Source organism: Rhodopirellula halodulae (genome assembly GCF_020966775.1).
In the GTDB taxonomy this organism is placed as follows: Bacteria; Planctomycetota; Planctomycetia; order Pirellulales; family Pirellulaceae; genus Rhodopirellula; species Rhodopirellula halodulae.
On record NZ_JAJKFV010000029.1, the window covers coordinates 1,132,541 to 1,154,554 of the forward strand.

Genomic DNA, 22,014 nt, shown 5'->3' on the forward strand with positions numbered 1-22,014 from the left:
GCTTTCGACGTGCGATGTTTCAAGATTGCACTTCGCATTGGTCGTCTTTGGATTCATTCGAGGATTGGCTGCGAGGTTCCCAAAATGTTTTGTTTGGTCACGGATTGACCTGGAAAGCCTTGGCAGGATTTTGAGATAACGGACGTTCGAAAAGTGATCACAAGGATGTGCTCACTTGTTCGAACAAACCGACCACCGGCTCCCGGAAATGTAGCGCGTTGTCCTCCGCCCCCCTAGGACCTCGTACTCTCCGGGAGCTTTTTTTATGCGCCGACCGAAGTGGCGGGCTGAGTTGTTGCGTCTCGTGCGAGTGCGAATCAGGCCAGGGTTTTGTCGCTGCAAAACAGGCGATTGGTTCACGCAAAAAACGTCTCTTGGGTGGATTCGCGAAAAAGGGGTATGCTCTGCAAGATCGTGTTCAGATGGATAGAACACGTCTTCTCTTCATGGATGGAATCGATGGCAATGCGACGCAAAGCGGCCAGGGACTTTGATCTCGATGCCAAGTTTGGTGTCATGGAACGCTCGCAAGAGAACCGGACTCGCCGGCGTCGTGAAGGTCGGCTTCGTCGTCGCCGGACGGTGGTGTTGGTCCTGCTTGTGTTTGCCGTCCTTTCAATTGCGGCCATGCCGAGTTTGGTCAGTCATTCACCCATCGGGCGATCGCTGCTGGTCAGTACGCTGGATTCCTACGACCTGGATGCCGAAGTCGATTCGGTGCAGCTTGGTTGGCTGACCCCACTTCAAATTCGCGGGCTAAAACTGTCCGGTCGGCGAAGCGATTCGCAAGTGGCGGTCGACGAGTTGCAGACCTCCCTCTCGATTGGTGACTTCTGGTCAGGGGATCCGCAATCAGGTCGCTTCGGCGAGATTCTGCTTCGTGGTGTGAATGTTACCTGCACGGTCGAAGACGGAATCACTTCGCTTGAAAACGATCTGCAAACACTGTTGGCCCCGTCGGACGAGCCTTCCCAGATCGTTCCCGAAGGCGTGGTCAAACTACAAGACATCACGGTGGACGTCACCAACGCGGGAACTAATCAGACTTGGAAATTGAGCCAATCGCACGCGGTCGCCACACTCGATCCCGTTTGGTTGGATGTGACGTTTGATGGTGTGCTGAGCCAACCGGGAGGCGGTGATGGTTCGATGGCGGGACACATCAAATCTGCCATGCAACCCACTGCGACCTCCACTGATGCTGAACAGTTGTGGGTGGAGATCAATGCCGAGTCATTGCCGTTGTCAGTCCTGACCTTGGTTCAACGACGGTTCCCACAAAGCGAATTGCCCACCGCCATCACGGGAGATGTCTCGGGCCAAACGCAGTTGACGCTGAGTGCATCGGGCGAACCGAATGTTTCGCTGCGTCAGTTCCAAGTCAGAAACTTGATCGCCGCGGACATGCAAACCGGCAAGCGATTGTGGAACAACGAATTGGCGTCTTTCAACGGCGACCTGCAACTGTCCGGTGGACGTGTCTACGCCCGACAAGTCGACGCGAAAACCGATTTCGCGAATGTTCAGATGAATGGTTCGTTCCCTGATTCAGTCTCCTTGGCTGGGACGGCGACCAACCCGTTGGCTTGGTTGAACCAAGTGGATGCGACAGCAACGGTGCAGATCGATTTGCCTCGGTTGCGTCGTGCGTTGCCCGAGTTGATGCCGCTTCGTGAAGGCGTGCAGTTGAAAGCTGGTGTCGTTGATGCCCGTATCGAACCGATTGTTGGTGCACCGGCAAATGCTTCCTTGCAACGAGAGACTCGCCGTCGTCGTTTACTGGTTCGAACCGGGGTCATCGAAGCTACCTCCAAACAAGGTGATGTACGCATTGCACCGGTGGATGCCGTTGCCGTGGTGGCGAGCGATGCTCAACACCTATTCGCCGAAGAGTTTCAACTGCAAGGCCCCTTTGCCGCGATCAATGGGCAAGGCGATTTGCGAAACGGTTCCGCCAATGTCGATGTGAACTTTGGGAAGCTGGCCAGGATTCTGCGTCCTTTGATCGATCTCGATGAACGTCGATTGGAAGGCAACGTCCAGGGCGCGTTGACCTGGAATGCTCAGCCCGATGGCCTGTGGCGTCTGCGAGGCGATGGCCAGATGACTGGCGTGGCGATCGAATTGAATCCGGGCCAGAGTTTCGAGCCGTCTTCACTTCAGTCGAATTTGGACGTGACCGGACGCTGGCAAGCCCAAGGCGGTTACTTGTCCGAACTGACCGGCGGACGCCTGAGTTTGGTTGGGCAAGGATTGGAATTGGATGTGGAGTTGGTCCAATCGATTTCCGGCCTGGACGCGGAACGTTTGATTCCGCTGCGGATGAACGGGCAGGGACAAATCAACGCCGTTGCTCAACTGTTGTCACCATGGATTCCATCACCTTATGAGCTGACCGAAGGCGGTTTTCGCTTTCACGCTCGAGGTGGGGTGAGTCAATCCGGGGCGGCGTTATTGGAGTCCGCTGACGCGCAATTGACGTCGGTCGAGGTGCCGGTTTCCAACCAGATTTGGGAACAGCAGTTGGTCAAACTGCACTTCGATGGCAAAGCGAGCTACCCACAAAACGACGTCATCATTCGTTCGTTAACCGTCGCCGGGGATGCGGCGTCGGCCGCGGTCCAAGGTGAATGGATCGGTGGAATGACCGATATCGAAGTCGCTTGGCAAGCGGAGCTGGAACGATTGCAAACGAGCATGCGGGAACGGATCGCACAAGGATCGTCTCAGACGCGTTTGTCCAATTTGAATCAAGCTTCTTCCGTGCGATCGGTGGCGTACCGAGGTGACAATGCAACTTCACCCGATAGTGAATGGCTGTTAAAGGGCAAGATGGAAGGCAACGTGGTGGCCACCGGTGATGCCGCTGTTTTGTTCTTGGATTCGCATTTGACCGGTCGCGGGTTTGAGTTGGTGGAGACGCAGCCAGCGGCATCACGCAATGTGCGGCCTGTTCAGCGTGTGGTGTGGTCCGAGCCCAATTTGAAAGTCGACGGGCGGGCGGAATGGAAGATCAACGATTCCGCGTTGCAGTCAAAGTCGCTGCAAATCGCGGGCGACTGGTTCGCCAGCACGTTGGGCGGAACCATTCAGTGGAAGGGCGATCAACAAACGGTCCAGCTCGAGGGCCCGGCAAATTTCAAAATGGACGAAGTTGCCAAACGTTTATCGCTGCTAACGGGCACATCCATCGTGGCCGAGGGGGTGCACCCAACGCCGCTGAAGCTGGAGTACTCGCAAGTCGGTGATCAGCCATCCAAATTTCGGATCAATGGAAGTTTGGGGTGGGAAAGTGTTGATGCCGCGGGGATGTGGTTCGGTCCATCTTCCGTTCCGTTCAACATGACGGAGTCCGTGGTTTCAATCGCGCCGAGCACGATTCCTGTGCTTGGACCAAGCCGTTCGATGACGCCGCGTTACGGCCCTCAGGTCGCGCCGCTGGACTATGACGCCAACGACCCATCCACGTTCCAAACGAGCGTCGATCCCTCGGCGTCCTATGGCAAGCTGTTGCTCGCCGGCGACGTGCATTATCGACCCGCGATTTGGATCGACTTGAAACCCGGGCCAGTTGCCAAAAACGTCAAGCTAACACCGGAGATCACGGGCAAGTGGTTGAAGTATGTTGCCCCGATTGCATCGGATGCAGCGTTGATCGATGGGACGTTCAGTGCAACGGTCGAAACCGGAATGGTCTCGATAGATGATCCGCGTCAGTCCGTCATTCGTGGGCGGTTGGATGTCGATCAAGTTCGCATGAATGCGGGACCGCTGGCCGACCAAGTGATTGCGGGAGCCAGACAATTGCAGGCGATGGCCGCGATTGGTTCACGGGTCAATCCACCGCGAAGTGGCCGCACGCTGATCACCATGCCGGCACAGACAATTGAGTTCAACGTCGCGGGTGGGGCGGTGGATCACCGCGCGTTGTTGCTGGAAATCGATCGTGCAAAGGTCACCACCAGTGGTCGGGTCACCATGGACGGTCAACTTGATTTGATCGCTCAGATTCCGTTGGATGCGTCTTGGATTGGAAACGATTTGAGTTTCTTGACGGGACAAACGATCACGGTTCCCGTTGGCGGAACCTTGGACCGTCCCCGATTGGATTCGTCCGGGATCCAACGGATTGTCGCGGACATGGGAACTCGCGCCGCGCAAGAAGCGGGAGCGAACTTCTTGCAGGAACAAATCGGCCGAGGACAGCAGCAGTTGGAAGACAGCCTGAACAAAGGCTTTGAGAAGCTTCGAATTGACAAACTGTTCGGTCGGTGAGCGATCGTTTGCTAATCACCCAATGATGGCAGGCGACATTTCCGTCGTGTCCGTGATTGGAAGTGCCGGTGTCGCGACAGGTTCGGTTGCGCTGTTTTGTTTCTGACGCGGCAAGGTCAGCCGGAACGTGGTACCCTCGCCCACCGCTGTTTGCAGTTCGACCTGTCCGTGATGCAGCTTGGTCACCACGTCGTAGGTGATCGACAAGCCTTGCCCGGTGCCTTTGCCGACTTCTTTGGTAGTGAAGAAGGGCTCAAACACTTTGGCTTTGACTTCGTCTGGCATGCCCGGGCCATCGTCCGTTAACTCAACGTAGATGTTTTCGTCGTCGAAGTGTGTGTCGATGGTGATGTTTCCGAGATCGCCACGCCCGTTTTCTATCTGTTCGCCAATGGCGTCGGCTGCATTGACGATCAAGTTGAGAAAGACCTGGCTGAGTTCGGCGGCCAAGGCATCGATTGTTGGCAAGTCTTCCGCGAGAGAAAGCTCGACCAAGGCCAGTGTTTTCCATCGGTTGCGACTAAGAATGCTGGCATCTTGGATCAGCTCGTTGATGTTGGTTGGGCTCTTGGATTGGGAGCCCGGGTGCGACATGACTCGCATGGCGCGAACGATTTCGGTCACGCGGCTCGCGGCGATGGAAGATTCTTCCAAGGCGAGCGGGAACTGCGAGCGAATGAAGTCAAAACGGTTCTTTTTCAGCATCTCGTTGATGGCGTCAAGCCGCGATTCCCAACTCTGCGGTCCTTTCTCCAGCAACTCTTGATACGCGTCGACGACGTCCAGCAAGCGGCCGGAGTAGTCCTGCAAGAAATCAAAATTCCCGCAAATGCACTGCATCGGTGTGTTGATTTCGTGCGCGATGCCGGTTGCGAGTTGGCCGATTGATTCCAACTTCTGAGCTTGGTTGAGCTGGCTTTCAAGTTGCTTGTAGATCGTCATGTCCGTCGCACAGGACACAAACGCGAATCGCGAATCGTGTTCGATCGTTAAAGTGCGAACGTGCACCGGATATGTCGTTCCGTCGGCCCGGGTGAGGACGGCTTCGTATTCGACTTCTTTCAGTTCACCCGATATAATTGGCGCCAAGTGCTGCGCCAGATCTTTTCCGTTGGCATCTTGCATGTAGTTGCAAAGCGACTGTCCTCGGGCGTCTTGTTCTTCCACGCGAAGGTTGTGGCAAGCGGCATGGTTCAGTTCCAACAGCTCAAACGTCTCGGTGTCGAAGACGTAGATCTCGCTCGGGCATTCGGCCTGGATTTTGGCCAAACCATTGAGCCGTTCTTCGGCCGCCTTGCGTTCCGTGATGTCGATGTAGGTGCCAACCAAACCAACGTTGTCACTTTCCAAGTTGCGAAGTGGCGTCTTGCTTGCAAGCACCACCGTCTGTTGGCCACTGGATTGGGTCTTGGTTTGCTCTTGGTTCTGAATCGGGATCCCATATCGCATGATGGATTGATCCAGCAGCAACTCGTGCTCACAGGTTTCTGGATTCCATGGAAGGTCTTCGTCGGTGAGTCCAACCACATCGGATTCCGATTCGAAGCCCATCCACTCGCTGAACGAACGGCTGCAGCCTTGGTAGCGACCTGATTCATCTTTCCAGTAAAGCGGAATCGGCAGATCGGATACGACGGACGCGAGCAGAAGCTTTTCGTTTGCCAATTCGTTGGCAGTCTTGTCGATCTCGTCCACTTGTTTGGCGATGTCCTGTGACACTCTGCGTGTCAAAATCCAAAACACCAAGACGATCAACACACCCGAGGCCAGGTTCACGCTCCAAACGGTGCGGAGCGTTCTGGCAAACGTTTCGGTGTATTGGTTTTTGAGCCGGTCACCAGCAGTCGCCAGGTTGCTGCGTTGCAGATCCAAGACGTCCGCATGCTGGGCTGCTTCTTCGACCAACGTTTGACGTTCGTCCGAGGATTGCGCCAATGCGAACTGGATCGGCAACATGCCCACTCCGGTGGACTTCGTGTCCGAAGTATTTGTCAGCGGTGCGAAGATGAAAGATTCAATTTCTTCAATCGTCTGGGACTCTCCCCATTCCTCGCTCGATGCTCCGAGGCGGAGCAGAAGCGGACGGATCTGGTTTTGACCGATGTCCGCCAACTCGTCCACATTCGGATTCATGCGGAGTTGGCTCAAGTGCAGCCGAAGCTGTCGAAGGTCGCCACTCATTTGATAGGCCAGTGTGGAACCGGCACAGTCATGAAGAATGGTTTCAATTGGCTGAGGTTGGTCTGTGAAGTGACTTCGCAGACCAATCGCGAGGCGGAGGCGGTGGACGCCACGCTGTTCGTCGGCCACTTTCAACAAGTTTTCGAGCAAAGAATCCAGTTCCGCGAAACGATGCTCTGAAGCTTCGGTCAGTTTTCGGTGGCGATGATTCCAAGCCGAAGCACGCTCACTCCAATCAACCAGCGGATTGAGGTCGATCCGCAGTTGCTCTTCCTCCGGAAGGTCCAGTTCGTGATTCAGGGATTCGAAGATCTTTTGCACGCTAGATAGCTTGGTCTGCCACTCATCGATTTCGGCTGACGCGTCAACATCAGACGCCACATCGTCATCGGATGTCGGGGAATCAGACAGCAGTTGTGTCCACTTGCTATTTCTAGCCACCGTCGCCTGGCTCATCGCAAGTCTGGCTTCGTTAACTTGCGCTTCGATCATGTTGGCCTTGGATCGGCTTTCTTGGTGCCAATTCAAAAGTGCAGTCGAAATGGCCAAGATCAGAACACCACTGCATACACCCGTGAAGCTCAGCCATCGGACTCGTCTTTGAGCGATGTGTGACTTTTGCGTCGCTTGAGGTCTCGCTGCTTCCGGCGCCGGGTGGATTGACTTACTCATGATCAACTCCTTCCCAAGAAACCGGGTGACAACCATCGGCTCCAATCATCACCGGCCAAACACGGCCGCTGGCCTGATGATCATCTGGACCCAGGGTCAACGGAGTGCCCAAGCCAAGATCAAAACTTCCGAGTGCCTCCAAGGCTTCGGTGATTCGTGAACGGGTGATGTCGCCTTCGATGGAATCGATCGCTTGGACCATGATCCGGCCAACGATGTAGCCCTCCAGTGAAACGAAAGAGAAAGGGACGTCGGGTGAATGGGCACGCATCGCGGCTCGATACTGTCGCACCAAAAGCAGCTCGCTGTTGAAGTGTGGAACGACTTGCGTTGCAATGATTCCGTTGGCTTGTTCACCCAGGGATCGTTTCAGCGATTGTGATCCGACAAAGGAGACGGCCAAGAACTGCGGGTGAAAGTTGTTTTCGCGAGCCAGCCGAACCAGTTTGGAACATGGCCCATAGGTGCCCACCATGATCACGGCTTTGGGAAGAGGTTGGTGCAACAGCAAGTCAGCCAGTCCGTCTTCTACGTGCGATGTGTTGCGTCGATACCTGCCGTGCGCGACGCTGGAAATCTTGACGGCTTGGTGATTGCGGATGGCTGCGAGTCCTCCGAAGAAGCCATCATCGCCATAGCTGTCGTTTTGAGTGAAGAAAGCGATTTCTTCCGGGCGAATTCCGTTGGCGATCAATGCGTCCACCATCGCGGCCGTTTCCTCGGCGTAGCTGGCTCGATAGTTGATCACCACGTCGGGAGTGCCCGCTTTTCGCAACGCACTTGCACCGGTGAAGGCGCCGAAGAATGGCGTTCCGGTTTTCTCGGCGATTGGAATCGCGGTGATCGCCGTTGGCGTGCCGACGTTTCCAACAACCGCTAACACTTGCATCTCTTGAGTCAATCGATGCATGTTCGGGGCGGTTCGGGCGGGCTCGTAGCCGTCGTCCAACGCGATCAGTTCAAGTTTTCGTCCCCGTAGCAGTTCGCCCTCGTTGGCTTCGCGAAACGCTGCCAGCACCCCATGGCGCATTGCGATCCCGAGTTCGGCGGATGGTCCCGTCAGAGCGGTCGACATGCCGATTGGAAGGACCGTTGCGGTTTCCTTGATTGACTGGTCCGAAACGCTTTCGGTCCGATCGGCATCGACGCGTGCCACGAAGAACAAGCTGCAAAAAATAGCGGTCGCTGCGATCTTCCAGCATGGACGGACGCGCAGCATGGCCCCATAAGTCTTCATCAAAGTGCCCCTTTTTCTTGAATGACTTGCTAGGAGCCTAGCTCTGAAAAGCCGATGCTTCTGACCACGGGACAACAATCCGCCCGCACAGGCGGTTGTGGAAAGCACTCGTGCCGAACATTCCAATTGCACGGCAAAATGGCCGGGTGCAGGTGTAGAAATGAGCCCCCTCGAACACTTGGTTTGCGATTGCTCAGAGGTCACCCGAGTTCACGGATGAGTGAATGACGGCTCGCAACTGTGGTGACTCTGATTGCGAAATCTGTCCCTGGTGGTCCTGGACTTCGGGCAGCCGTAAACAGGTCGGTTGTGCTACAAACATGCCCATGAATGCCAACTCGCACCTGACGCCTGATACGAACGACGCCCCAGCCGCTGAAGTTGATCCCGATCTGGATCGCGACACGCTGGCGGGCGAATATTTCGAGCTGCTTCCGTACGAGCCCTACCCCGTGCAGGAAGAGGCTTTGCTCGCGTATTTCACCGGTCAAACCGAAGCCGCCGAAGACGGTCCGGCCGCCCAGCACGGTGTGTTGGTCTGCGCGCCGACCGGAACGGGTAAAACCATGATCGCGGAAGCGGCGGTCTATGAAGCGTTGCGGACCGGGAAGCGGATGTATTACACGACGCCACTGATCGCATTGACGGATCAGAAGTTGGACGAGCTGCGTGAATCCGCGGTCAGGTGGGGATTCTCTGCGGACCAGGTCGGCTTGGTGACCGGGAACCGAAGCGTCAATGCGGACGCGCCGGTCCTAGTCGTCGTCGCGGAAATTTTGCTCAATCGACTGCTGAATCCAGAAGCCTTCGAATTCGATGACGTCTCGTGCGTTGTGATGGATGAATTTCATTCGTTCAACGATTACCAACGCGGGGTGGTTTGGGAATTGACTTTGGGACTTCTTCCAAAACACGTTCGCACGTTGTTGCTCAGTGCGACGGTTGGCAACTCAGTCGCGTTCACCGGTTGGCTCCGGAAAGCCCACGGTCGCAATCTTCAGTTGGTTCAAGGAACCGAACGAAAGGTCCCACTGCAATACGAATGGGTGGACGACGAACTGCTGAACGACTTTTGTGAAAAGATCGCTGCCGGGGACGAGGAAGAGCGACGAACACCAGCTCTGCTGTTTTGTTTCAGCCGTTCACTTTGCTGGACCAATGCGGAGATGCTGAAAGGCAAATCGCTCATCGATAAATCGAGACAAAAGGAATTGGCGGACATTCTGAACGCTGCCGATTTCAGCAATGGAGTGGGACCGAAACTGAAGCAGATTTTGATGCGAGGCGTCGGTGTTCACCACGCTGGAATCTTGCCTCGCTATCGTCGGATCGTCGAAGAGTTGTTTCAAAAGAAATTGCTGAGCATCTGCGTCTGCACCGAGACTCTCGCGGCGGGGATCAACTTGCCCGCGCGAAGCGTGGTGTTGCCGAATCTATTGAAAGGTCCGAAAGACAAAAAGAAATTGGTTGACATCGCGTCGGCCCAGCAAATCTTCGGTCGCGCCGGTCGACCTCAGTTCGACGACCGAGGGTACGTTTACGCATTGGCTCACGAAGACGATGTCAAAATCAATCGTTGGCGGGAGAAGTACGATTCGATCCCCGAGGACACCAAGGATCCGGGATTGTTAAAAGCCAAGAAGCAACTCAAAAAGAAAATGCCCAAACGTCGTGCGGGCGAATCGTATTGGACAGAATCACAATTTGAACAATTGCAAGTCGCGAAGTCAGCGGACTTGGCCAGTCGAGGCAAAGTGCCGTGGCGATTGCTCGCGTACCTGTTGTCGAAAGATGAGGCGGTCCAGCCCATTCGGGATTTGGTGGATCGGCGATTGATGCCGCCGGCTCGGATCGAGGTTGCCCAAAAAGACCTCAACCGGATGTTGATCACGCTTTGGTCAGGTGGCTACGTCGAACTGGATCCGCTTCCGAAAATCGCGGCGGAAAAGAAGCCCACGCCAAAAGGCACCAAGCCCGGTCAAAGCGACAATGCGAAAGTGGAAGAGCCACCCGCCACGGGAGGTTTGTTTGGCGAACTGCTGGACACAATGCGAGCCAGTGAGGCGGAGACCAAATCAGAAGAGAATGAAGAGTCGTCGGAGCCCGTTGATGACGCCGAGGCACTCGCCAAACGGGGTTACGAACTTGCCGACTATCATCCGGTCAAGGCAACACCGACGGTCAGACTGGAACGCCTAGTTCAGTTGAAAAGCGTCAACCCGTTGCTGGGTGTCTTCATCGCGGATCAATTGGCGGATGCCGATGAACAAGAACGCATCGCCGTGTTGGAAAGCCTTTTAGAGGTCCCGGGGTCCGTTGCGAAATTCGCGAGAATGCCGTCTTACGATGTCATGCCACCGGGACAACTGGCTCGCACACGATTGGACACTCAGTTGCTTCAGCGAGGTCTGGCGACACCGGAGGAGCTCGGTGCTGGCCCCGAGGAGGAGGAAGAAGAGGTTCGCGATCGTGGGTTTGGCCGGGTGATGTTCGAAGAGCCAAAGGTGTGGCCTTTGACGATCGGAGAAAAACTGCTGAGACTGTTTCGCGATGAGTTTCCTAAAGTGGACGATGTGCAGGTTCGTCCGGTTTGGATTGTTGGGGAACTGTTGGAGTTCGGTGGCGATTTCAACAAGTACGTCACCGCTCGCAAACTTCAGAAGGAAGAGGGGATTCTCTTTCGTCACTGTTTGCGAATGATTTTGTTGTGTGACGAGATGGCCAATGTGCCTCCCAAGGGAACCACGGTCGAAACGTGGGAGGATTGGTTGGATGACATTGCCGACACGTTGACGGAAGCTTGTCGAAGAATTGACCCGCAAAGCACCGATGAAACACTCAGCCAATCCGAATCACCGTTGACGGATGATTTGGCGGGTGGACGACGAAACGCTGGCACGAAACAGACGTCCGTGGCCAGCAACGAAGAGGAAAAAAGCGAAGCATGAGTTGGGACTACCGGCCGCTTTTAAGCGGGCAACGAAAAGACCCTTTGTCGACACTCGCTCGTGGAGCACTTTGGTGCACCAGTCATTTTTATGGGCTGGGGGCTCGGTATCGACGTCGACAATACGACACGCGAAAACGAGAGATCTGTTCGGCCGACGTGCCCGTGATCAGCGTGGGAAATTTAACGACCGGCGGGACCGGAAAGACTCCCGTGGTCGCGGATCTTTGCCGGCGACTACGAGCAATGAACCACCGCGTGGCGATCATCAGTCGCGGATATGGGGCGGGCGGTCAAGGTTTCAACGACGAGGCGCTCGAGCTTCAGGAACGTTTGCCTGACGTGCCGCACGTGCAACACCCTGATCGAGTGGAGGCGGCTCGGATTGCGGTGGAAGAATTGGCGGCGGAAGTCTTGGTGATGGACGATGGGTTCCAACATCGAAGGTTGAAACGAGATCTCGATATCTTAGTGGTCGACGCGACTTGCCCGTTTGGGTTTGGTCACGTGCTTCCGCGAGGCACCTTGCGGGAACCCATCGACAGCTTGTCTCGCGCCGATTGGGTTTTGATCACTCGAGTGGATCAGGTGACCGAAGAAGAGGTTGCTGAAATCCGATCGACGATCGCGCAGTACGCGCTGGACTGCCCCATTCTCGAAACGGAGCATCGACCGTCGACGGTTCAGAACTCGTTGGGCGAATGGGAACCCGTCGAATCGCTTTGCGACCAAAACGTCGCGTTGATTTCCGCGATTGGCAATCCAGGAGCGTTCAAGCAAACGGTGCAATCCTGTGGAGCGAACGTCGTCGCGCACTATCGTTTGCCTGACCACGACGCGTTCGAGCGAAGCACACGCGACAAATTGCGTCGGTGGGTGGAGCAATTGAAATCAACCGACCAATCACCGGCACGTTTGTTGTGCACTCACAAGGACGCGGTCAAACTCGCCACCGATGCGATCGCCGGCGTACCACTGGGATTCATTCCCATTGAGTTGGCTTACCGGACGTCCGAAGAGCCGCTGCAGTTGCGGCTAGAATTGATGATGGGTGGCGCGGTGGACAATCAATCGTCGCGAGATGATTCCGCTTGAATTGCGGCGGCCGAGTCGGGCAACCGTTTGATCTTGGGACGACGTTGTTTGCGAACTTTTTCAGGCACCATCCCACGCATGGCTTCCAGCTTTCCAAAGCAAAGCAAGCGATCGTTGGGTTCCAGCGTTCGCTTCAATCGAGGGTTGGGAATCACCGTCGTGCCTCGATACAACGTCAACACGTTGATATCAAGCTCCGGCAATCCTGATTCGTCGATCGATTTGCCAACGTATTCCGATCCATCGCGAACGTGCAATTCCGTCACTCCGTAGCCGCGACTGACGGTCAAACGTTGTCGCACGTCGACTTCGGGGAAGTCCACTTGAGCCGACATGTAATCGATGATCGCGCCGGCGATGTCCAGCTTGGTCGCCGACTCGATGCCTTCTAGTCCCGGGGAGGAATTCACCTCCATGACCTGCGGCCCATTGGTTCCCTCTAGCATGTCGACGCCCGCGACTCGTAGTCCCATGATTTGAGCGGCACGCACGGCCGTTTCCGCATAAGTCTCATCGAGCACAACTGGTTCGGTTCGTCCACCACGGTGAACGTTGCTACGAAACTCCGCCCCAACCGCAACGCGACGCATGGCCGCGACGACTCGGTCGCCAATCACGAACGCCCGAATGTCTTTGCCTCGACTTTCCGAGACAAATTGCTGAACGAGCACGTTTTGCTTGGTGCTTTGAAGCGTTTCGATGATCGCTTCGGCGACCTTGACGTTCTCGGCCAAAATCACGCCTACGCCCTGGGTTCCTTCCAGCAGTTTGATGATCACCGGCGAACCGCCCACGCGTTCAATCGCAGGAAGAATGTCTTTCCGGTCTCGCACGAAGGTGGTTTTGGGGATGCCGATTTGATGACGTGACAGGATTTGCAAACTGCGAAGTTTGTCACGCGAATTACTGATTCCCGCGGACGAGTTCGCGCTGAACACATCCATCTGTTCGAACTGGCGAACAACCGCGGTGCCGAAGTAAGTGATCGACGCGCCGATGCGAGGCAGCACGCCGTCATAGTCACTGAGTTGCTTGCTGCGGTAATAGAGATCGGGTTCACCCTCGGCCAAGTCGATTGCGAATTTCAGGGTGTTGAGGACTTTGGCTTTGATGCCACGTTGCTCCGCGGCTTCAACCAAGCGGCGGGTGCTGTAACAACGAGGGGAGCAGGACAGGATGGCAAGTTTCAAGGGACGACTCTTATTTGGATCAGAAAGAAGCGGCGTGTGAGAGAGGGCGACTCAAGCGGATGCAAAGCGACCACGCGGAAGAGCTAGGACGGCGGAAGGTCGTGTGAAGTTGGCATGTTCGAACCCGCCGGGCGTTTTCGTTTTCGGCGACCTGCCAAAAAGGACGCGGCCGAGTCCACCAGGAAGCGATTGCGGATGGCTTCGCGACCCACCAACATTCGGAATCCCATCGAGTCGCGATTGGCCAAGGTCAGATCCACCATGATGCGACGCCGAAGGATTTCGAGCGACGTGCGGATCACAATTCGTTCGCTCGTTTCGCCGTTGCTGCTGCGGACGTGACGTCGTTCCAAGATCGGAACGTCGGCTTCCACATGCACGTCGTCTCGCTTCTGAACCGGATGGATCGAGAAACGAACTCGTTCGATGTCACCGTCAAAATAAGTCTCCACGTCGAAGGCGTGCAGCGAGCTTGAGCGGGCGCCAGTATCAATCTTGGCTTTGACGTGCCGCACCTTCAGTTCCGGCAAACCGACCCATTCTCTCCATCCGATGACCACCAACGGATCGGTCGGAAGCAGTTTGGATCGTGTTGTCGGCGTGTCTTCTGTGTCGTGGCTAGGATCGTTTGTCATGTGCCGTGCCGTGGGGGCGGGATCGCCATTGGCGAATGAAACAGATCACTCGGGGCTGACCACCTGGTTCAGGTGGTGCTTGGTGCCTCGGTTTGCCAACGGGGACAAATTCGAGCAGGGATATCGTTGCAAATTGACGACTCACCAAGGTCAGCGTCAAGTCAACGAACAAAGATTGGCCGGCGAAAGGCCAGTTCAATCAACGAAAGAGGTCGAGTTGGCTATACTTCTCTTCACTTTTGCAGCAAAATGGATGCCCAATGAGTTTCCGGATTGCCGTTGTCCCCTGGAGCCGAATGAATGTCTGCTGAATCCCCCGAGTCCGCCTCGCCTGCTTCCTCCACGCCAATCCTTCAGGGAAAACGCGTCCTGATCTCGGGAGCCTCGCGTGGAATCGGCCGCGGAATTGCTCTGGAGATGGCTTCGGTGGGGGCTGAGGTTACGATCAATTATCATTCAAACGAAAGCGAAGCCGAGGACGTCGTCCGCGAATGTGAAGCAATGGGAACCACGGCTCACGCGGTTGGGGCTGACATTTCGGACGAAACCAAGGTTCAGGAACTGGTCGACCAAGCTTGCGAGCGGATGGGCGGACTGGACATCGTTGTCAGCAACGCGGCCTACAGCGACCGACATTTGATGTTGGAGTCGGACATGGATGAGTTTCGCCGAACCATCGATGTCAGCATGTGGGGAGCGTTCCACCTCGTGCGATGCGGTGCTCGGAAGATGGTGGATGCCGGCAACGGTGGGAACATCGTGGTGATCAGCAGTCCCCACGCTCACATGCCGATGCCGGGTGCGATGGCCTACAACATGGCCAAAGCGGCCAACGATCAAATGGCTCGCACCGCGGCGGTGGAACTGGCTTCCCATCGAATTCGCGTGAACATCATTCACCCGGGGTGGATTGATACTCCGGGGGAGCGGAAGTTCTTTCAAGAAGAAACTCTGCAGACAGAAGGAGCTAAATTGCCGTGGGGGCGTCTTGGGCAAATTCGTGAAATCGGTCGTGGTGCGGTCTTCTTGTGTGACCCCAAGAGCGAATACATCACCGGCAGCACGCTAACCATCGATGGCGGCATCCAACTTCCGTGGCGAGAAATGTATCGCGTGGAAGAAGCCCGTCGTGAACCAGTTGGCTCGTGATCGAGTCGCGTTAAAGCGAGACGCATGTTCCGTCATGAGCGATTTGAACCTCACAAGGCAAATCGCGGCAGGCGTCGGACAGTTCCAGTTCCGCAATCGGGTTGATGTGCGTTAGCAGCAATTGCTTGGGAGTCGTTCGTTTCGCGATCCGGACGACTTTGTCCAGGTAACAATGGCCGGTCTTTTCCGCCCAGGATTGATTCTTGTCATCGAAGTTGCACTCGTGCATCAGCAGGTCAACGTCGGACATCCAATCTAAAGTAACGTCGTCTTCCGCACCCAATGTGTCCGTGGCGTACAGCAATCGAGTGCTCGAATCGGAGCCATCGGGCAATTCGATTTTGTAAGCGACCGAACCGCCCGGATGTTCCTGCGGACGCCACGAAAACGAAGCGTCTTGCATCTGCCAAGTGTCGTTCTCGTCAATCGACTTCCACGTCACCGGAAGCTCGACGGGAAAGATGTCGGGGTGAAACAGATGCTCCCGAATCGAATTCAGTTTTTCGCGTTGCCCCCAAATACAAACGTCTTGAACGGGACGTTGGTAGAGAATGTCCAACAAAAACGTGAGCCCCACGATGTGATCGAGATGGGCATGGCTGAGCAAAATGTTCAGATGATCTGTTTGGATCAGGTTGGGCAATCGGAAGATCCCGGTCCCGGCATCCAGAACCAGTCCACACTCAGGGACGAAGTAGCACGAGGTGTGACGAGATTCGTTCGGGTGATACCCTGCTGTTCCTAGGCAATGCAGTTCCAATGTCTTCATCCAACTTTCGGTGGGCCGTCTGATTCAACTGGCCGATGGCAAATGACCTTGTGGCAATCATCCCGCGGATATCAACCCTGTGTGGGCGGGTTCGCGGGTGCCTATCCTATCATCGCAGCCCATCCGTGTATGTGTCGATCACGAACGCATCGGATCCCAGATTGCCGCGAGTTCCAGCTTATCGGTGTCATCGAGCAATCAGGCTGATTGAAATTCCAAGTCGCAACGTCTGAATTGTCACGTGAGCCCCGATGTGCCCATCCGCTGAATCTGATGACGTCCCGTTGAGCTCGAACAAAGAATCTCCGCTCGGACGCTCGCCGCAATCGTCGCAAGCGGTGATCTGCAAGAATGCCAGTGTGGTCTTCCCCAATGACGTCAGAGCACTTCGCGATGTCAACCTGTCGATTCCCCAGGGGGCTCGAATCGCTTTGGTGGGGCCAAGTGGCTGTGGGAAAACCACCTTGCTACGCGTGATCGCCGGATTGCAAACGCTGTCCGCTGGCGAATGTCAGCGGATGGAAGTGAAAGAGCGAGAGGAAGGGCAGAACGACCGGCGACGCTGTGCGACTTCATTTGTGTTTCAACAGCCCGCCTTGCTTCCGTGGGCAACCGTCCAAAGAAACGTCGAGTTGCCACTCAAGCTTGGTCGACGCGGTGCGGACGTTGACCTTGCGACCGGGCAACAACGTGTCAAGGATGTATTGATGGAGGTCCAACTGGACGACGTAATGAACAGGTTTCCGCATCAGTTGTCCGGTGGCATGAAGATGCGAGCTTCGATCGCGCGAGCTTTGGTGACCAATCCCGATCTGTTGCTGCTCGACGAACCATTCGCGGCGCTGGATGACCTGCTGCGAAATCAACTCGGACGTTTGGTCACCAAGTTGTGGCGCAGTCATCGATTCACCAGCGTCTTGGTGACCCACAACATCGCCGAAGCGATTCAGCTTTGCGAGAGAATCGTTGTGATGCATCGCGGACGTTTGGTCACGCAGCTTCAAAATCCGCTTCGCGAGAAAATGGAGTCCTCGGATGTCAGACGCAGCCCCGAATTCGCGGACTTCTATGGAATGATCAGCGACACATTGGAAGCGGCTGCCAAGTCCGATGATTCGGGGGACCCGTTGTGAAAGAATCCCGCCCATCGAGCGACCTTTCGAAAGAGTCGGGAATGGTTCGCTCGCACGAATTGCTAATGAGCCTGGTCTGTGTGGGTGTGGTTGCCGTGTTGGGCATGATCCTGTGGCACGCTGCCGTCGTCGTGTTCGATCTTCCAAAGTTGTTGTTGCCGACACCTCAGCAAGTCGCGGAGGCCGGATGGACGCATCGGTCTGAGTTGATTCGTTCCGGAGCGATCACGTTGTGGACAGCCACCGTGAGTTTGATGGTGGCAATTGTGTTCGGAGGCGGTTTATCGATTCTGTTCAGTCAATCGCAACTGCTCCGCCGTGCCTTTTTCCCGTACGTGATCTTTTTGCAGACCGTACCAATCGTCGCCATTGCTCCACTGCTGATTGTTTGGTCGGGGTACGAATTTCGAACCGCGGTGATCGCGACGGTGGTGATTTGCTTGTTTCCAATCGTCAACAATGTGACGACCGGGCTGATGTCGGTTCGACCGGAACATCGGGATCTGTTACAGCTCTACGGAGCCACTCGCTGGCAGCGACTTGTGTACGTCCAGCTACCAACGGCCGTGCCCTATTTGGTTTTAGGGGCTCGCGTGAGCAGTGGATTGGCGGTGATCGGTGCGATCGTTGCGGAGTTCTTTGTCAGTAACGGTGCTGACTACGAAGGGTTGGGGGCATTGATGACCGGTTGGCAAGGACGAACCATGACCGATGCTTTGATGGCGGCGTTGGCCGTTTCAACTTTGCTAGGATTGGTGCTGTTCGGTGGCGTCAATTTGCTGAGTCATTGGTTGTTGAAACGCTATCTGAGAGTCGACTGATCATCACGTTGTCGCCAACTTCGGAACCGCCGGTTGTCGTTGAAAACTTTCGGTTGGATGCCATCGGCGTACAATTTCTACAACTCCTTCAGTTTCGAATGACACATCAGTGAGCATGCTCGAAACAGCAGGTTCCCTATGCTGGAAAGAAATGCTTCGTGCCTACCCCGTCATCAAAAATGGTTTCGATGAACTCGCCTCAAAATGTCGCTGGATCGCCAACTCCGGTTTCGCGTTTGCTTGCCAGCGTCGCAAAGTGCACGGTGGCCTGTGTCCTCCTTTTGCAAACGACAGGATGCGGTCGTCAACCCGAGGCGACCGATGGTTTGCAAGCGATCTCTGTCCAACTGAACTGGTACCCGGAAGTCGAGCACGGTGGCGTTTACCAATCCGTGGTGGATGGGACTTACCGATCGCTGGATTTGCAAGTTGCAATCGAGCCTGGCGGGCGAGCTACCCCGATTGCACCCGAACTCGAAATGGAACGCAGCCAATTCGCCATCACCAACGCGGATGACGTTGTGCTCTTTCGGGTTCAAGGGGCCGACGTGGTGGCGGTGGCTGCGGCGGTGCAAAATCATCCTCGTTGCATCTTAGTGCGTGCCGACAGCGGTGTGATGGAATGGTCCGACTTGGCGGGCATGACGCTTCAAAGGCAGGCCGGGCGTGCGTTTTTAGACTTTTTGGAGCAACGAGGGCATCTGAACGATGTGCGGCAGGTTCCCTATCACGGCAGCATCGCCGGAATGCTGACGGATCCAAAAGTGGCGGTTCAAGCTTACAGCGTTGCCGAACCGTTGATTGCTCAACAGCAAGGTTTGGAAGTCAAGACTTTGATGGTCAGCGACCTTGGTTGGAATCCCTACTCCAGTGTCCTGGTCACCACGGGAGATATGATTCGCGATCAACCGGAGGTGGTTCGTGCCATGGTGAAAGGCACCGTGGACGGTTGGCGTCAGTACCTGCAGTCGCCAGACGAGGCCAATGCAGCGATACTTCAGGCGAATCAACATGGAATGACTGCAGAGGCGTTGCAATTCGGAGCAGAGCAAATGCGACCGTTGGCGATGCCCAATGGAGACCTTGACGAGGTCGGGCAGATGACATCGGAGCGATGGACCGAACTGGTTCAGCAGATGTCTGAGTTGGGGCTGGTGGATCTGGAAAAAGTCCAACCGTCAGATTGCTTCACAACAGAGTTCTTGCAGCTCTGAGAATGAAGGCTTCGGCGTGTCTGGCCGCCCAGGGCGACTCATGAGATCAAGCGGCGTTTGAAGACGGTGGAGTTGCGGTGTTGCTGGCGGACAAACGTTCTGAGGAGTTGATTTGCATTTGACGCCGCTTTTCGCGTTTCTTTTCCAACCGAGCTGCAACCTTCTCCGGTGGAGTTCGCCAGCGTCGGTGCAGCCACCAATATTGTTCTGGCGCGATGTCGATCATGGCTTCCAGTTGTGAGTTGTACCATTCGGTCATCTGACCCACCGACTGAGCGTTCTCGTCATCGGTGATTGGATCGACCACGCCTAGCAATCCGGATTCGAATTGCATCGGCTTGCCATTCAGTCGACGGGTGTAGACGCTCAACATCGGTGCTTTCGATGTGAGCGAGAACAACGCCAGTGCCTTGTGGCAGGATGCGGGGACGCCACAGAAATCGGTCCAGTATCCTTTGTGGCCCGCATGTTGATCCGCCAACAAAGACAACAAACCGCCATCTTGAAGGTGTTGGTCGACGATTGGAGCGCAGCCAATTTTGTCGACCATGTCTTGACCCTTCGCACTCCGAAAATCTTCGACCCAGTCATGGAGATAAGGATTGTCCAGCCGACGGGCAATGGCCAGCGTGCGAACTCCCATCAACCCCATCGTGTAACCACCCACTTCAAAATTTCCGAAGTGACCGGTGACGTAAACGGAGGGACGCTCGCTCAGCATGTGCTGCAGCATCGTTTGGTTGCCGCGAAAGCGAACATGCTGGTGCCAATTGCAGCGATGCAGTCGACGCTGCGCCCACGCGACTTCGCAAACCATCAGCATCAAATGGTGCCACATGTCAAAAGTCAGTCGATGCTGGTCTTCCAATGACAAACCAGGCAGGACTTGTTGGAACGCGGAGTCAATCACGTTCTTGCGAATCGGCAGCGGGCCAGAAAGCAACGCCGCCACCACTCGGCAGAAGCGGTCTCCCATGTCCAAGGGCATGACTTGGATGACAGCAACGATCATCCGCACCAATGCGTAGGCAGAAGCGTCGATCAATCGTTGACGCATCGCACGCATGGGCGTCTTCACGTTGTCCGTCCTTGGAATTGAATGAGTTCGTGCAGGCTGGGATTGCTATCCCTTTCGCCTACCGCCGTGGCGGCAGCGATGATCGCTCGACCCCTCATTTTGCCGAAATTCGCAATCCGTCGCCAGACAGATTCAGCGTCTGCCCAACGCCGAAGACGCCCGTGGATTCATGGGAGCACGGACGGTCGTTTCGATCACCAAACGATTTTCGTCGCGAAATTCGGTGACGGTTCCAGTGATCGTCCAGCGGTCGTCGTTGGGGTCTTCTTCAATGGCCCGAGAAATTCGATCGAGCATCAAGTTTTCATTGACCAACGTCATCGGGACCGCGATCGCGACGGGAGCAATTGGCAGGGTGGGATCGTCCAGGTGAGACCCGTCCAAGGATTCAACGCCTCGCCCCATTGGAGTTTTGCGACCGAGTAAACTTTCTTCTTCATCGGTTGGCTTGCGAGCCAAACCGTGTTCCACCAGCGTGTCCACGTGCGAATCGTGAACCGAGTTGGATTGTTCGGGAATGAATCGCCAGCGTTGGCCACTCATGACGAATCGACCAGTGACCGGACCAACGCGGGTTCCCTCACGAAGAATGATCCCCGCCGCGGTCAACGGATCGGTCGAGCTTTCGCGGCCGGTGCCGTTGGCTGGACCGGCTGAGGAAGACTGTCGTCCGAAACCAGGCGACGCTCCGGCGGAATCCGCAGCACGGACCTGCGAAGGGTGGCTCTGTCCGGCAATCGCAACGGCGATCAATGCGGCAACAAAGAACCGATCATTTGAAAGACGCCACATGAGAGCACTCGTGAATGTTTGGAAGACTTGATTTCTTGGAATCACCCAGAGTGAAAACGGGCGTTCACTCTCGGGGCATGGCAATCGCGTGCAAGCTGACAACGGTTCCCACGGCGATCATGGCCAGACCCAACCAACGAGGTGGATGGACTCGTTTGGTGGGTTTGGGATGCACTTGCATCAGGAAATTGCTGAAGGAATCCTGGGCGACCACGTTCGATTTGCGCGACATCTTTGCCATCGCCCGAGTGGTGGGTTCATTCAAAACAAATGAGTCGACCATCCGAAACTGAACGCCCAGCAAAATGAGCAGAACGCCGATCAGGAAGTATTTGTTTCGATTCATGTCCATTGCGATCATTCCCATCACGCGTGAAGCCTACGCTCCGAATTGAGCGCTGCTGGAAATCATCGACTTGGACCACGGGAACGCTCGAACGTTCCGAGGGCGATTTGCTTTGTCGTGACTGGTGCAAATGTCACAAGCAGTTTCAATGCATCGATCGCAACGATTGCATCACTTGGCGAACAAGCCGTCGACCAATGAATGGACGTCGTTTCGAAAGCCAGAAAGAGCCGAATCGGACAGCACTTCAGAACGGTTGCTGTTCATGATCGCGGCCGCCAAAGGCTTGTGACCTTTCCAATCTTCCAGCGTGAATTCACGAATGTCGACGTAGACGTCCTGGAGGTTGTTGCTGATCTTCGGAACCAGAAAGAAACCGTCGTCGCCACGTACCAGGTGATAGTGCATCGACCCGTGCATCAGCACGGCACCGGTGATCATTCCGAAGAAAAAACGAGACATCCAACCATTCCTTGATCA

16 protein-coding genes are annotated in these 22,014 nt (G+C 55.6%); 7 read left to right on the plus strand and 9 right to left on the minus strand.

Annotation, left to right across the window (positions count from 1 at the left end; genetic code table 11):
* The first annotated feature begins 465 nt into the window (after nt 1–465).
* Nucleotides 466–4,275, plus strand: coding sequence for a hypothetical protein (locus tag LOC70_RS17055; protein ID WP_230255196.1), 3,810 nt, complete (start codon nt 466–468; stop codon nt 4,273–4,275).
* A gap of 15 nt (nt 4,276–4,290) precedes the next feature.
* Here LOC70_RS17055 and LOC70_RS17060 read toward each other — a convergent pair whose 3' ends face one another.
* Nucleotides 4,291–7,128 carry a PAS domain-containing sensor histidine kinase gene (locus tag LOC70_RS17060; RefSeq protein ID WP_230255197.1) on the minus strand — a complete coding sequence of 946 codons (2,838 nt, stop codon included), beginning with the start codon at nt 7,126–7,128 and terminating at the stop codon, nt 4,291–4,293.
* Nucleotides 7,121–8,203, minus strand: a complete 1,083-nt coding sequence (locus LOC70_RS17065; protein WP_230255198.1) for an ABC transporter substrate-binding protein — start codon at nt 8,201–8,203, stop codon at nt 7,121–7,123. Before LOC70_RS17065 ends, LOC70_RS17060 begins: the two co-directional genes overlap by 8 nt.
* A 488-nt stretch (nt 8,204–8,691) precedes the next feature.
* Between LOC70_RS17065 and LOC70_RS17070 the strand changes: the two genes are divergently transcribed.
* Nucleotides 8,692–11,313 (plus strand): DEAD/DEAH box helicase, encoded by a 2,622-nt coding sequence (locus tag LOC70_RS17070; RefSeq protein WP_230255199.1) that lies wholly within the window; start codon nt 8,692–8,694, stop codon nt 11,311–11,313.
* Nucleotides 11,310–12,407 carry a tetraacyldisaccharide 4'-kinase gene (gene lpxK / locus LOC70_RS17075; protein WP_230255200.1) on the plus strand — a complete coding sequence of 366 codons (1,098 nt, stop codon included), beginning with the start codon at nt 11,310–11,312 and terminating at the stop codon, nt 12,405–12,407. Before LOC70_RS17070 ends, lpxK begins: the two co-directional genes overlap by 4 nt.
* On the opposite strand, the gene LOC70_RS17080 is transcribed toward lpxK, so the two are convergent.
* Together LOC70_RS17080 and LOC70_RS17085 are read right to left on the minus strand one after the other, a co-directional pair.
* On the minus strand, nt 12,380–13,597 hold the full coding sequence (locus LOC70_RS17080) for a RimK family alpha-L-glutamate ligase (RefSeq protein ID WP_230255201.1): 1,218 nt from the start codon (nt 13,595–13,597) through the stop codon (nt 12,380–12,382). The two genes, lpxK and LOC70_RS17080, sit on opposite strands and share 28 nt — an antisense overlap.
* Nucleotides 13,598–13,680: 83 nt before the next feature.
* A complete protein-coding gene (locus LOC70_RS17085) occupies nt 13,681–14,232 on the minus strand; it encodes an ATP-dependent zinc protease family protein (protein WP_230255202.1) in 552 nt (183 codons plus the stop codon).
* A 300-nt stretch (nt 14,233–14,532) separates the two neighbouring features.
* On the opposite strand from LOC70_RS17085, the gene LOC70_RS17090 reads away from it, so the two are divergent.
* The gene (locus LOC70_RS17090; protein ID WP_230255203.1) at nt 14,533–15,381 is read left to right on the plus strand and encodes an SDR family NAD(P)-dependent oxidoreductase; all 849 of its coding nucleotides are present in this window, start codon (nt 14,533–14,535) and stop codon (nt 15,379–15,381) included.
* Between the two features lie 10 nt (nt 15,382–15,391).
* Here the strand turns inward: LOC70_RS17090 and LOC70_RS17095 are convergent, their stop codons facing one another.
* Nucleotides 15,392–16,150, minus strand: coding sequence for an MBL fold metallo-hydrolase (locus LOC70_RS17095; protein ID WP_230255204.1), 759 nt, complete (start codon nt 16,148–16,150; stop codon nt 15,392–15,394).
* 284 nt (nt 16,151–16,434) lie between these two features.
* Here LOC70_RS17095 and LOC70_RS17100 point away from each other — a divergent pair, with 284 nt between their 5' ends.
* The 3 genes from LOC70_RS17100 to LOC70_RS17110 all read left to right on the plus strand — a co-directional run bounded on the left by LOC70_RS17100 (nt 16,435) and on the right by LOC70_RS17110 (nt 19,318).
* Nucleotides 16,435–17,283, plus strand: a complete 849-nt coding sequence (locus LOC70_RS17100) for an ABC transporter ATP-binding protein (RefSeq protein WP_230255205.1) — start codon at nt 16,435–16,437, stop codon at nt 17,281–17,283.
* A 41-nt stretch (nt 17,284–17,324) separates the two neighbouring features.
* Nucleotides 17,325–18,104, plus strand: a complete 780-nt coding sequence (locus LOC70_RS17105; protein WP_230255206.1) for an ABC transporter permease — start codon at nt 17,325–17,327, stop codon at nt 18,102–18,104.
* A gap of 188 nt (nt 18,105–18,292) precedes the next feature.
* On the plus strand, nt 18,293–19,318 hold the full coding sequence (locus tag LOC70_RS17110; protein ID WP_230255207.1) for an ABC transporter substrate-binding protein: 1,026 nt from the start codon (nt 18,293–18,295) through the stop codon (nt 19,316–19,318).
* 46 nt (nt 19,319–19,364) lie between these two features.
* Here the strand turns inward: LOC70_RS17110 and LOC70_RS17115 are convergent, their stop codons facing one another.
* The 4 genes from LOC70_RS17115 to LOC70_RS17130 form a co-directional block, all read right to left on the minus strand.
* Entirely contained in the window at nt 19,365–20,396 is a 1,032-nt protein-coding gene (locus LOC70_RS17115; protein WP_230255208.1) for a lysophospholipid acyltransferase family protein, read from the minus strand.
* A gap of 132 nt (nt 20,397–20,528) precedes the next feature.
* The gene (locus LOC70_RS17120; protein WP_230255209.1) at nt 20,529–21,188 is read right to left on the minus strand and encodes a hypothetical protein; all 660 of its coding nucleotides are present in this window, start codon (nt 21,186–21,188) and stop codon (nt 20,529–20,531) included.
* Between the two features lie 64 nt (nt 21,189–21,252).
* Nucleotides 21,253–21,534: a hypothetical protein gene (locus tag LOC70_RS17125; RefSeq protein WP_230255210.1), complete on the minus strand. Its 282-nt coding sequence runs from the start codon at nt 21,532–21,534 to the stop codon at nt 21,253–21,255.
* A 171-nt stretch (nt 21,535–21,705) separates the two neighbouring features.
* A complete protein-coding gene (locus LOC70_RS17130) occupies nt 21,706–21,996 on the minus strand; it encodes a hypothetical protein (protein WP_230255211.1) in 291 nt (96 codons plus the stop codon).
* Nucleotides 21,997–22,014: the final 18 nt, after the last annotated feature.